The sequence below is a fragment of the Rathayibacter sp. AY1C4 genome, from assembly GCF_002932195.1.
Lineage (GTDB): Bacteria > Actinomycetota > Actinomycetes > Actinomycetales > Microbacteriaceae > Rathayibacter.
Map to the genome: position 1 here is coordinate 86132 of NZ_PSWE01000013.1, position 12103 is coordinate 98234.

Consider the following 12103-nt stretch of genomic DNA (forward strand, 5'->3'; position numbering starts at 1 on the left):
TAGTCGCGCGCGAGCACGCCGACTTCCGCGGACTCGAGAGGAGGCGGCGTCCCCGTCCTAGGCCAGCGGGCTCTCCGGGGCGGGCCCGTGCGGGCTCTCCAGGGCATGGCCGGCCCCTCCGGACCTCCTCCGGCCTCTCCAGCGCCCGCCGTGGCCGGACCAGGTGCCTCACCGGCTCCCGGGAGCCCGCTGAGACCGCGAGGCCGCAGAAGTCGCGGTACCCGCGCGCGACTCCGCCCACTTCTGCGTGCTGGAGAGGCGCGGGCGCGTCAGCCGGGCTCTGATCGCGTCACCGTCCGACCGGCCCACTCCTGCGGCCCCGGAGACGCCGAGCGCCCGCCCGCGCCCTCGCGAGTCCGCGGTGGTCGCGGTCGTCGCGCGCGACTCCGCCGGCTCCCGCGTGGTCGGCGGGAGGCGGGCACACGCAGAACCGCCGCCGTCGAGGGGACGACGGCGGCGGTTCTGCGCGCGGGGAGCGGATCAGGTCACGGCGTGCAGGCCACGTTCCCGATCAGGTCCTTCCCGGAGTTGGAGCAGCTCAGCGTGTTTCCGCTGGTGGACCAGTTGGACGGCTGGTGGAGGTAGACCACCGCGTTGCTGGTCTTCAGCGCGAGGTTGCCGCTGATGGTGTTGTCGTTGCCCGAGCCGTCGGCGCGGGTGATCACCTGGTAGCCGTAGGTGGTGGTGCCCGCGGCGGAGTTGCCCGCGGCCAGCCAGCTGTTGCCCGAGACCAGGATCAGCGAGACGACGTCCGAGGCGAGCCGCGATCCGCCGAGGACCGTGTTCCCGATGATGTCGCCGTCGAGGGTGCCCTCCTTGGCCTCGATCGGCTCGGCGCCGGTGTCGCTGATCGCGTTGTCGACGACCGCGATGCGGGCCGTGCGGTCAGGGTTGCAGCTGTTGTACTCGCACCAGTTGCGGTCGGAGGTGCCGACGTAGACGCCCTCGCCGTACTTGGCGGAGACGAGGCCGGTGCGGCGGATGGTGCTGCCGACGATCAGGGAGTCGGTGGTCTGGTTGCGGAAGTGGACCGCCTCGTAGCCGATCTCGCTCACCGTCAGGCCGGCCATCTGGACGCCCTTGCTGGCGAGCACCTGGATGCCCTGGAAGGAGCTGCGGACCGAGAAGCCCACGAGGTGCACGTCGCTCACCGTGTTCAGGATGAGCGCGGTACCGCTCGAGGTGGATCCGGAGGTGAGGACCGCGTTGGGCGAGCCGCAGATCCAGATCGACCCGGGCTGGGCGGCGGTGCCGCGGAGGGCGAACTTGCCGGTGTAGACGCCGTCGGCCAGGCGGATGACGTCGCCGGACGAGGGGTTGGTCAGGGCCGTGACGAGCTGCGCCGAGGTCGACACCGTCTTGGTGGCGGCGGGGCAGTCGAAGGCCGCGAGCAGCGAGGCGCGGGAGGCGAGGAGGTCGGCCGTGGTGGTGGCCGACTCCTTCAGCCGCGAGTCGCGGCCGGCGTCGTCGGTCGCCGTGACGGTGTACGTGTAGGCGCGTCCCGCCTCGGCGGTCTCGTCGCGGTACTGGCGCACCGGGTCGGCGACGGTGCCGACGACCGTGTCGCCGGAGCCGTCCTCGTTCGAGCGGTGCACGTCGTACGAGACGACCCGCGAGCTGAAGGGCGCGTCCCAGGCGACGGTGTAGCCGTCGGTCAGGGGGGAGAGCTCCACGGCGTCGGTCGCGAGGCCGTCCTCGGCGAGGACGAACGCGTCGATGATCAGGTTCTTGTCGGTCGACTGGGAGTTCTTCGTCCCCGTGTAGGAGATGGTCACGGTGTGCGTGCCCTCGGCGAGGTCGGTCGTCTCGTAGACCGGCACCTGGTACTGCGCGGTCGAGCTGTAGCGGTCGACCTTGGTGACGGGTCCGCCGTCGACCGAGACCGCGGCGATGCCGGAGGAGGAGGTCTTCCGGCTGATCCAGCGCCACGACGTGCCGACGAAGGTGAACTTCACCGATCCGGCGGAGGTCAGGTACTTCATCCCGCCGCCGCTGTCGCCGCCCGCCATCGATCTCCACGAGCCGGTGTACTGCAGCGCGGGGTCGGTCTCCTGCACGAGGAGGCTGGTCGCTCCGGAAGGATCGAGCACGGGGCCGTCGTCCTCGCCGCCGCCGGTCTCGTCGGTCGGCTCCTCGGTGGCGGGAGTCGCGCGGGTGATGTCGAACGCGTCGATGACCAGGTTCTTGTCGCTCGCGGAGCTGTTGGCCGTGCCGCTCCAGGCGATCTTGACCGTGTGGACGGTGTCGGCGAGGTCCTTCTTCGTGAACACCGGGACCTGGTACGCCGTGGTCTTCGTGTACCGGTCGACCGAGGTGCTCGCGCCGTCGACCGTGACGGTGGCGATGCCGGCGGAGGCGGTGGTGCGGCTGACCCAGCTGAAGCCGGTGCCGCGGAAGCTGAACGAGACGGAGCCGGTGCTGTTGAGGAACTTGATCCCGCCGCCGCTGTCGCCGCCCGTCATCGTGCGCCACGAGCCGCTGTAGGTCAGCGAGGAGTTCGTCTCCTGGATCCGCGTGCTCTGCCCGGCGCCCGGGTCGAGAGTGGCCGCGGAGGCGGCGGGCGCCGTGAGGGGGGCGACCAGGATGCCGAGAGCGGCGATCAGTGCGGTGGTGAGGGAGAGGCGTGCGCGTCGTCGGCGAGGGCGGGTCGGGTCTGGCGTGGTCTGAGGATTCACGATCGGCTCCGGGTCTTCGAGGGGGCGTCGGGGGCGGTTCGAGGGGGCTGCTCAAGGGGGTGGTGCTGGTCCTCCCGACGCTATAGACGGGCCTTGCGACTGATGGCTGGATGAGACGGATTCAGGTTGTAGTACCCCATTCGGGCGTGGTGGTCGGGCCTGTATCAGCGATTCCGCTGAAGGACTGGCGGACCGCCGCGCATGCGTGTATACGGAACGGTCACACGCGCTGTCGACGACGGATCGGAGGGCGGATGTCGGATCGGGAGGGGACTCCGGGAATGCCCGTCCGCGGAATGGACGAGGGGGAGTGCTGCTCGGTCGAGGAACGGAGACCCTACCCGGCGACTCTGGACACGGCCCCGGGCCGGGCCGCTGGGCGAGAGAATTGACCGGGCGTTCACCGGGCCGACCCCTCGCCGAAACACTGCGATGATGGGCTCTCCACTGGTGATCGCCGTCGCACCCGCGTCGCGGATCACCCGCCGCGGGCGAGCGGCGGTCCCGACGAGAGGGAGGACGCGATGGACACGGCCACGACCGCGACCGGCGACCGCCCGTCCACCCCGCCGTCCCGGGAGCGCCCGAGGCGCCCCCGGGTCCGCGCTCGCACCGTGATCGGACGGCTCCTGCTCGTCCCCCTCGTGGTGCTCGCCCTCTTCGGCGCCGGGATCCCGCTCTACGTCACGCCCCCGATCGACCCGATCCCTGAGCAGGCGGACGCGGTCTTCGTGCTGGGCCCCTCCACGAGGGCACGAGTCGAGTTCGCCCGCCGGATCATCACCTCCGGGGCGACGGACACGATGGTGCTCTCGGTCGGCCCCGGCGAGATGAACGCTCCCTACGAGGCCAAGAAGTACAAGAAGTGCAACGAGCCCGGCGGCGACGTCCTCTGCTACTCCGCCGACCCGCTCACGACCCAGGGAGAGGCCCGGCAGCTGCGCGACATGGCCGAGCAGTACGGCTGGGACCACGTCATCGTGATCACCAACGCCTCCCACCTCGTGCGCGCCGAGATGATCATCGAGCGCTGCTACTCCGGCGAGCTCTCGATGGTGCCCTCGGGCGAGCCGATGGGCCTGGACTACCTGGTGAACCAGTACGTCTACCAGACCGGCGCGTTCCTCAAGGCCTTCCTGGTCACCAACGGCTGTTGACGCGAGCACTCCTCCTCGAGCCGCCGAGCCCGCCTGCGCTAGTCTGCCCGGGGCGCCATCGGCCCCGAGCCCGCTCCTGCGGAGCCCGGCCGGCCCGGCCCACGACGGCAGCGCGGCAGGAGGATCGACCGGGGAGACCCGCGACGCTCCCCGCTCCGCACCGGTCACCCCCACGCGAACCCCTCCGAAAGGCCCGCCCGTGACACCTGCCCGATCGATCTTCGCCGTCGGCCGCGGCCAGTACGAGAACATCGGCGACATCATCCTGCGTCGCCAGCTCCTCGACTGGCTCCGCGAGTCGGGTCCGCTCCACGTCTACGTGGGCCACTCGCCGTGGGGCTACGACGACGGCCTGCGCCTGGGCCCGGACGACACGGTGTACCGCTCGCTCCTGCGCTGGTACGCGGCGCTCGCTCGCGAGGCCCTCGCCGGCCGGGCGAACTCGGTGTTCAAGCCGGGAGAGATCCAGCTGACCCTGATCGGGATGAAGGAGCACCTCGTGATGCTCCCGGGCATCGCCCTGGTGCGCCTCGGCGGCGGCCGCGTGATCCGCGCCGGCGTGGGCACCCGCAACTTCGCCCCGCTGCCCCGCGCGATCATGTGGCCCTCGATGGCGCTCTCGAGCTACACCCGCTGGCGCGACGACAAGACCGCCGGCTACATGCGCGTCGGCGCCGCCATGCCCGACCTCGGCTACGGCGAGGGCTCGAGCGACGCGGAGCTGACCGCGTTCGCCGCGCAGCCCGACGAGGAGCGGCGTGTGCTGGTCCTCTCCCTCCGCGAGGACCACGAGGTGGACGCCCGCCCCTATCCCGAGCAGGAGTGGCTGGCCGCGATCAAGGGCTTCGCCGAGCGCGAGGACCTCGACATCGTCGTGGTCACGCAGGTCGCCGTCGACGCCGAGCGCTCCCGCCGTCTCGCCGCCGACCTCGACGCGGACATCCTCGACTGGGATCCGGCGCACACCCACGACGAGCACGAGATCCTGCTGCGCGAGCTCTACCGCACGGCCCGCGTCGCGATGAGCGACCGCCTGCACGTGATCATCATGGCGTTCACCGAGGGCGCCGCCCCGGTGAGCCTGCAGATGGACGGATCGACGAAGGCCTCGCGCCACTTCGAGACCATCGGGATCCACGACGTCACGGTCGACATGTCCCGGACGACCCCGGCCGCCGGCGTCGAGACCTTCTCCGCCGTGGTCGCCCGCCGGAGCGAGCTGCTCGAGAAGCTGCTCGTCGCCCGCGGACGCCTCCGCGGCGTCCGCGACGACATCCAGGCGCTGCTCGCCGTGCCGCCCCGCAGCCGCCCGGCCGCCGCGGCAGCCCCTGCCGGCCCGAAGACGCGGGTGTACCACGTCGGCCGCAGCGGAGAGGTCCCCGGAGGCATGACGCAGGTCGTCAACGGGTACCTCCGCTGGCCGTTCGAGCGCTCGGACGTCCGGGTGATCTCCTCCCGGACCGCTCCGGGCGAGCACGTCGCCGCGGCCCGCCTGGCCGCCGGCGCCGCCGCCCGCATCGTCGCGATCGCGCGCCGGGAGCCCGGCGCCGTGATCGTCGTCCACCTCTCGGAGCGCGGCTCGTTCCTCCGCGAGGGGTCCCTCCTCCGCCTCGCGCACCGTCTCGGACTGCGCACGGTCGCCCACCTGCACGGCAGTGAGTTCGCCGCCTTCACCGCCGCGCACCCGCGCCTGGTGAAGGACGTGCTGCGCAGCGCGGACGAGATCATCTCGCTCTCGGAGGAGACCTCGGCGATCTGCCGCCGCTACGTCCCCGCCGAGCGCGTGCACCTCGTGCCCAACGCGCTCGAGCAGGGCACCCCGCGCGAGAAGACCCGCACCGTCGTCTTCGGCGGCGTCGTCAGCCACCGCAAGGGCGTCGACGTGCTGCAGAAGGCGTGGGCGCAGGTCGAGGGCAAGGAGGGCTGGCGCCTGCTTGTCGCCGGTCCGATCCGCGAGCCGGAGGTCGTCGACCGCGGCGTCCCGGGGATCGAGTTCCTCGGCTCGCTCGAGAACGCCCGCCTGCTCGCCCTGCTCGACGAGGCGTCCATCGCCGTCCTGCCCTCGCGCGACGAGGCGATGCCGATCTTCATCCTCGAGGCCCTCGCCCGCGACGCGGCCGTCGTCTCGACCGCGGTCGGCGGCATCCCCGAGGTCCTCGGCGACGGCTGCGGCCGCGTGGTCGCGCCCGGAGACGTCGAGGGCCTCGCCGCCGCGCTGACCGAGCTCATCACCGACGAGGACGCCCGGGCCGAGGTCGTCGAGAAGGCCGGGGCGCGCTTCCGCGAGCGCTTCTCCGCCGACGCCGTGTTCCCGCGGGTCGAGGAGGTCTGGCTCGGCTGAGCCGCCTGCGACTTCGCCCCGGATCGCGCCCCGGGCCCCGCTCCGGGCCTGGGCGGAGCCGCGGGAGCGTAAAATCGCTGGAGTCCGCGTCGCCGTGCCGTCGCGCGCCCAGCCGTCCGCTCCCGGACGCCTTCTCCCTCCATCCCAGAGAGGCTCGACCGTGGCCATCGCCGCCGACTCCGACCGCCGCCTGTGGACCCTGCCCCTCGCGCGCGCCGTGATCGCGGCGGTCGCCGGCTGCGTCGTCACCTTCTCGCCCGACCACGGGCCCGCCTTCGGCCTCGCCGTCTTCGGCGGCTTCGCGATCGCGACCGGCGCCGTCTCGCTCGCCCTCGGGCTCCGCAGCTGGAGCGGCCGGGCCCGCCCGCTCGCCCTCGGCTCCGCGGTGCTCACCCTGGTCGCCGGAGTCGCGGCGCTCGTCGCGCTCCCGGTCGCCAACCTGCTCTCCTTCGTCGCCCTCGTCGCCGGCTGGGCGCTGCTCTCCGGCTTCCTCGAGTTCTCGAGCGGCCGCCGCGGTCAGGGCCTCGCCGCCCGCGACTCCGTGATCGTCGGCGTCGGCACGATGCTCCTCGGCGCCGCCTTCGGACTCCTCCCGCCCCACCCCGTCGTCACCGTCGGCCTCCTCGGCGCCTACGCCGTGATGGTCGCCGTCTTCCTCGCCATCGCGGCGTTCTCGCTCAAATGGGCCGCCGGCGCCGACGCAGCCACCGGACACGATCCCGTCGCCCCCACGACACCGACCTCCGGAGGAGACCGATGACCGCCGAAGGCCAGCAGCCCGACCCCGCCTCTCCCGCCGACCGCGCCTCGGCGGCCGACTCCGCCCCGGCGCGCGACCCCGGCGAGTTCACGCCCCGCACGTTCCAGCCGACCCGCAAGGACCGCCTGCGCCCGCTCGAGCTCATCGGCTTCTCCGCGGTGATGGCGGCCTTCGTCGGCCTGGTCGTCATGCTCTCGACCCGCGAGCCGGTCGTCGCGCTCATCTCGTTCGGCGTCGCCTTCATCGTCGTGCTCGTCGCGATCGCCATGTTCTCGCTGACCTTCAAGCCGGACGAGGCCGAGATCGCGGACATCGACGAGCAGGACTCCGCTCACTAGGCGAGGGACGGCTCCGCCGCTCCCAGTCGACCGGGAGCACGCCGCGCGGGCGGATAGTCCCTTCCGCCGCGCATGCTGATGGAGCAGCCCGGAGGGCGTCTCGAGATCCCGCCTGCGCACGCGGGCGCCGCTTCCGCGTCGGTGGTCGCGCGTAGCGTGCGGAGGGTGGCGGAGGCGATCGGGCGGTGGTGGCAGCGGCGGCGGTTCTCGCGCGGCGCCGACGTCCCCTACGCGGTCGGCACCTACCGGGAGGCGTGGGCGTCCTACCCCGTCCTGGTGCGGCAGTACCGCCCCGAGTACAACGAGGGCATCGTGCTCAGCCAGATCCCGCCCGCGGCCGACGTGTACCTGTGCTGGCTCTGCGACGCCGGGCATGTCTTCGTCGCCACCCCCGAGGAGCAGCGCCACCGTCCCGGCCGGGAGCGGCGCCGCTCCTCCTGGTGCCCCGACTGCGCCGAGCTCGCCTCGCCGCGCCTGCCCCGGGCCGCGCCGATGATCGGCGGTCGGCTCGCCGAGGTGCTCGCGCCGACGTCCGCCCCCGGCGACGGCTCCTTCGTCCTCCTGGCGCCGCCCGCCGTGATCGCGCGGGGGCTCCCGACGTCCGCGTCGCCCACCGGCCGCGGGTCCGCGTCACCCGCCGACCCGAGCGGATCCGCGCCCGCCGCGTCGTCGACTCCTCCGTCCGCTCGATCCACCCCTCCAACTGCCGCCGCTCCGGCCGCGCTCCCGTCCGCCCCTCCCGCCGCCGCCTCGGCCGTTCCGGCCGCGGTCCCGTCCGCCGGCCCCGCCGCCCGCCCGGCGCGCTCCCGACCACGGCCCGCCCGCGTGTGCCCGAAGACGCCGGACCTCCCCGTCGGCGAGCCCTTCGCGAGCCGGTGCGCGCCTCCTCCCGCCTCCGCCGTCGAGGCCCGGCTCCGGGCACTCCTCGCCGAGCGGCTCGTCTTCGACCCGGCGCACACGGCGGTCCGTCTGAAGCGGCCGTTCTTCGAGCACTGCGAGGCGTGGCCCGACCTGGTGCTCGGCGAGCTGCGCGTCGCGATCGAGTACGACTCCACCGGCCGTCACGGACTCGAGCACGTCGGGCACCGCGAGGAGGCCGACCGGCGGAAGGACCGCGCGCTCCGCTCCGCCGGGTGGGAGGTGGTGCGCATCCGCACGGGGAAGCTGCTGCCGCTCGGCCCCCACGACCTGGTCGCCACGGGAGTCACGGCCGCGCTGGCGGACCGTCTGGTCGACCGGCTCCGCGATGTCCGCGGTCCGCTGCTCGTCGACGCCTGGGGGCGCTGAGCGCGTCGTGCGGCGGCTGCGGGACGGTCCTCGGGGGACCCGTCCCCGGCGCGCCCTCCCCGGCACTCCGTCGCGGTGTCCGGCTCGGCGGAGCGGGACCCGTGGATGCAGTGCCGGCGAGTGGGAACCGTCGAGTGGGAGCCGGCGAGTCGGAGCGGTCGAGTCGTCGCCGCCGGCTCGCAGCCGACGCGTCAGAGCCGCAGGGCCAGCGCCTCGCTGCGCCAGCGGCGGTGCAGGGCCCAGGGGTCGGGCTCCCCGGCGCGCACGGTCTCGATGTGGGCGTCGAGCACGGGGCTGCGCGCGAACCACTCGGTGCGCTCCAGGCGCTCGTCGGCGAACTGGGCGTGCCGGTGCTGCTCGAGTGCTCGCCCGCCGCGCTCGAACGCGAGGAGCTCCTCGTGCCGGAGCCGGTGGAGGCGCTGCCGGGGATTGCCGCTGGTGCCGATCTTGATCCGCTCGCCGAAGCGGATGTAGTAGACGACGTCGACCCGGGGCGGCGGGAGCTCGCCGTCGGGAGCATCGCCGAGCCGCCACTCGCAGGCGGCGCAGAGCCAGGCGGAGGGGAGCCGGACGCCCAGGCGGGACCCGCACGCCGCGCACGGCGAGGGCAGGGCGTCGATCACGCCGTCCTCGCGGGCGACCCAGTCGTGCGCGAGCTCGAGGTGCGCCGCGCAGAGCGCGAGGGGGGCGCCCGTCTCGGCCGAGGAGGCGCACCCTCCGATCGCGCACGCTGACATGCCGCCGACGCTAGGTGCGACCCCCGACATCGCGCCGCCGTCGACCGCGCCGCCGCGAGCACGCAGGAGTCGGAGTGCTCGCTCTCGAGGACGGCGGCACCCGCGCGCTCGCTGCCCGGCGGATCAGCTCAGGCGGTCGACCAGCGACGAGGCGAGGCCCGTGTAGCCGCCCGGCGTCAGCGCCAGCAGGCGCTCCTTCGCCGCGTCGCCGATGTCGAGACCCTGCACGAAGACGGCGAGGTCGTCGGCACCGAGGCGCTTGCCGCGGGTCAGGTCCTTCAGCAGCGCGTACGGGTCGGTGATCGAGGAGCGGCCGGCCGCCACCTCTGCGCGGATCACCGTCTGGATCGCCTCGGCCAGCACCTCCCAGTTGCCGTCGAGGTCGGCGGCGAGGGCGGTCGGGTCGAGGTCGATCTCGAGCAGGCCGCGGGCGATGTTGTCGAGGGCGAGGAGGGAGTGGCCGAACGCGACGCCGATGTTGCGCTGCGTGGTCGAGTCGGTGAGGTCGCGCTGGAGGCGCGAGGTGACCAGGGTCTGCGCGAGCGAGTCGAGCAGGGCGCTGGAGAGCTCGAGGTTCGCCTCGGCGTTCTCGAAGCGGATCGGGTTGATCTTGTGCGGCATCGTGGACGAGCCGGTCGCCCCGGCCTGGGGGATCTGCCGGAAGTAGCCGAGCGAGATGTAGGTCCAGACATCGGTGCAGATGTTGTGCAGGATGCGGTTCGCGTGCGCGGCCCTGCCGTAGAGCTCGGCCTGCCAGTCGTGCGACTCGATCTGGGTGGTCAGCGGGTTGAAGACGAGGCCGAGGGAGGTGACGAACTCCTCCGCGAGGGCGGGCCAGTCGGTGCCGGGGTCGGCGGCGAGGTGCGCGGCGAACGTGCCCGTCGCTCCGCTGAACTTGCCCAGGTACTCCGTCGCCTCGATCTGCGCGACGACCCGCTCGAGCCGGTACGCGTAGACCGCGAACTCCTTGCCCATCGTGGTCGGGGTCGCGGGCTGGCCGTGGGTGCGGCTGAGCATCGACTCGTCGCGGTAGCGGACGGCCAGCTCCCGGAGCGACGCGACGACCGAGCGCAGCTTCGGCAGCCAGATCTCGCCGACGGCCTGGCGGACCACGATCGCGTAGGAGAGGTTGTTGATGTCCTCGCTGGTGGCGGCGAAGTGGGTGAGCTCGGCGATGCGCTGCAGTCCCAGCTCCTCGAGCCACTGGCGGACGAGGTACTCCACGGCCTTCACGTCGTGGCGGGTGCGGGCCTCGAGGGCGGCCAGCTCGTCGATCTCGGGCTGGCCGAAGTCGCGGGCGCGGCGGCGCAGCTCCTCGGCGGTCGCCGCGTCGACGGGCTCGGAGCCGAAGAGGCGGCGGTCGGTCAGCGCCAGCAGCCACTCGACCTCGACGTGCACCCGCGCGCGGTTCAGCCCCGCCTCCGAGAGGTACTCGCCGAGCGACGAGACGGCACCGCTGTAGCGGCCGTCGAGAGGGCTCAGCGGCTGGGTGGGGAGCGAGGTCATGCGGTGGTGCCTTCCGGTTCTCAGGTGTCCTGCGCGAGGGCGGCGCGCGCGTCGGTGGAGTCGGGGCGGACCGAGCGGTTGCCGCGCAGTCCTGGTTCGATCTGGGCGAAGAGGGCCCGGCAGGCGCGCTCGATGAGCGCGAGCACCGAGTCGAACGCCGCCGCATCGGAATAGTAGGGGTCGGGGACGTCGCCCTGCGGGGAGAGGCCGGGCTCGAAGTCGAGCAGGCGGCGGATCTTCTGCCGGTCGACCTCGGTGCGCGCCCAGGAGCGCAGCGCGCGCTCGTGCCCGTGGTCGAGCGCGACGACCAGGTCGAACTCGGCGAAGCGGGACGGGTCGAAGAGCTGGGCGCGGTGGCGGCCCCCGTCGAAGCCGTGCCGCTCCAGCGCCGCGAGGGCGCGGCTGTCGGCGTGCTCGCCGAGGTGCCACTCGCCGGTGCCGGCCGAGCTGATCTCGATCGCGGAGCCGAGCCCCGCCTGCTCCGCCAGGGAGCGCAGCACCACCTCGGCCATCGGCGACCGGCAGATGTTGCCGGTGCAGACGAAGCACACGGCGAAGGCCGAGGGCGCAGGGGAGTCGGGGGTCACCCGCCCATCATGGCGCACCGCGGCTCCTCCACAGCAGGCCGATCGCGGCCGCCGTCCACCGATGGCGCGCGCGGCCTCCCGGGCGGCGGCGGCGCGGCCGATGCTGACTGCCGAGCCCGCGGTGTCAGTCCTGACGGCGGCGGAGGAAGGGGCGCAGGAGCAGGCCGATGAACCAGTTCACCAGGGCGAGCACGAGGGCGCCGAGCACGCCCCACCAGAAGCCGTCCACGACGAGGCCGAAGCCGAAGAGGCCGCTGATCCAGGCGGTCAGGAGCAGCAGGAGGCCGTTGACGAGGAACGAGACCAGGCCGAGCGTCAGCACGTACAGGGGGAACGCGACCACCCGCACCACTCCGCCGACGACGGCGTTGACGACGCCGAAGATCACCGCCACCAGCAGGTACGTGAGGACAGCCGCGGCGGGGCCCTCCTCGTACGGGTCCACGCGCACGCCCGCCACGACCAGGGTCGTGAGCCAGATCGCGACGGCGTTGGTCAGGAGGCCGAGGAGGAGTCTGCTCATGCCTCCACTATCGCCGCAGGCGGGGCGGGCCGCGAGCCGGGGCTCAGGTGAGGGGCCCGCCGATGGTCGGCTCGGGCGCAGGAGTGCAGAGGCGGGGGTCGTCGGCGCAGGTCCGCGGAGGGAGCACCGCGGTGGGCTCGGGCTGCGGCAGGGGCTCCGCCGTCGGCTGCGGGGCCTCGGTCGGCTCGGGGG

10 protein-coding genes are annotated in these 12103 nt (G+C 73.4%); 5 read left to right on the forward strand and 5 right to left on the reverse strand.

Annotation, left to right across the window (positions count from 1 at the left end):
* Positions 1–485 precede the first annotated feature (485 nt).
* Positions 486–2675, reverse strand: a complete 2190-nt coding sequence (locus C5C99_RS08715) for a hypothetical protein (protein ID WP_104233545.1) — start codon at positions 2673–2675, stop codon at positions 486–488.
* A gap of 524 nt (positions 2676–3199) precedes the next feature.
* On the opposite strand from C5C99_RS08715, the gene C5C99_RS08720 reads away from it, so the two are divergent.
* The 5 genes from C5C99_RS08720 to C5C99_RS08740 all read left to right on the forward strand — a co-directional run bounded on the left by C5C99_RS08720 (position 3200) and on the right by C5C99_RS08740 (position 8558).
* Positions 3200–3832, forward strand: a complete 633-nt coding sequence (locus C5C99_RS08720; protein ID WP_104324840.1) for a YdcF family protein — start codon at positions 3200–3202, stop codon at positions 3830–3832.
* A gap of 199 nt (positions 3833–4031) precedes the next feature.
* On the forward strand, positions 4032–6173 hold the full coding sequence (locus tag C5C99_RS08725) for a glycosyltransferase family 4 protein (RefSeq protein ID WP_104226626.1): 2142 nt from the start codon (positions 4032–4034) through the stop codon (positions 6171–6173).
* A gap of 160 nt (positions 6174–6333) precedes the next feature.
* On the forward strand, positions 6334–6933 hold the full coding sequence (locus tag C5C99_RS08730; RefSeq protein WP_104225185.1) for a DUF308 domain-containing protein: 600 nt from the start codon (positions 6334–6336) through the stop codon (positions 6931–6933).
* Complete coding sequence (locus C5C99_RS17500) at positions 6930–7271, forward strand: hypothetical protein (RefSeq protein WP_258059918.1); 342 nt, start codon at positions 6930–6932, stop codon at positions 7269–7271. Before C5C99_RS08730 ends, C5C99_RS17500 begins: the two co-directional genes overlap by 4 nt.
* 165 nt (positions 7272–7436) lie before the next feature.
* Positions 7437–8558: a hypothetical protein gene (locus C5C99_RS08740; RefSeq protein ID WP_258063671.1), complete on the forward strand. Its 1122-nt coding sequence runs from the start codon at positions 7437–7439 to the stop codon at positions 8556–8558.
* A 191-nt stretch (positions 8559–8749) separates the two neighbouring features.
* On the opposite strand, the gene C5C99_RS08745 is transcribed toward C5C99_RS08740, so the two are convergent.
* From C5C99_RS08745 to C5C99_RS08760, 4 genes are all read right to left on the reverse strand, one after another.
* Complete coding sequence (locus C5C99_RS08745) at positions 8750–9295, reverse strand: GIY-YIG nuclease family protein (protein WP_104296284.1); 546 nt, start codon at positions 9293–9295, stop codon at positions 8750–8752.
* Between the two features lie 123 nt (positions 9296–9418).
* A complete protein-coding gene (gene purB / locus C5C99_RS08750; RefSeq protein WP_104237969.1) occupies positions 9419–10801 on the reverse strand; it encodes an adenylosuccinate lyase in 1383 nt (460 codons plus the stop codon).
* A gap of 20 nt (positions 10802–10821) precedes the next feature.
* The gene (locus C5C99_RS08755) at positions 10822–11388 is read right to left on the reverse strand and encodes a low molecular weight protein-tyrosine-phosphatase (protein ID WP_181027248.1); all 567 of its coding nucleotides are present in this window, start codon (positions 11386–11388) and stop codon (positions 10822–10824) included.
* Positions 11389–11512: 124 nt separating this feature from the next.
* Positions 11513–11911, reverse strand: coding sequence for a phage holin family protein (locus C5C99_RS08760; RefSeq protein WP_104225199.1), 399 nt, complete (start codon positions 11909–11911; stop codon positions 11513–11515).
* Positions 11912–12103: the final 192 nt, after the last annotated feature.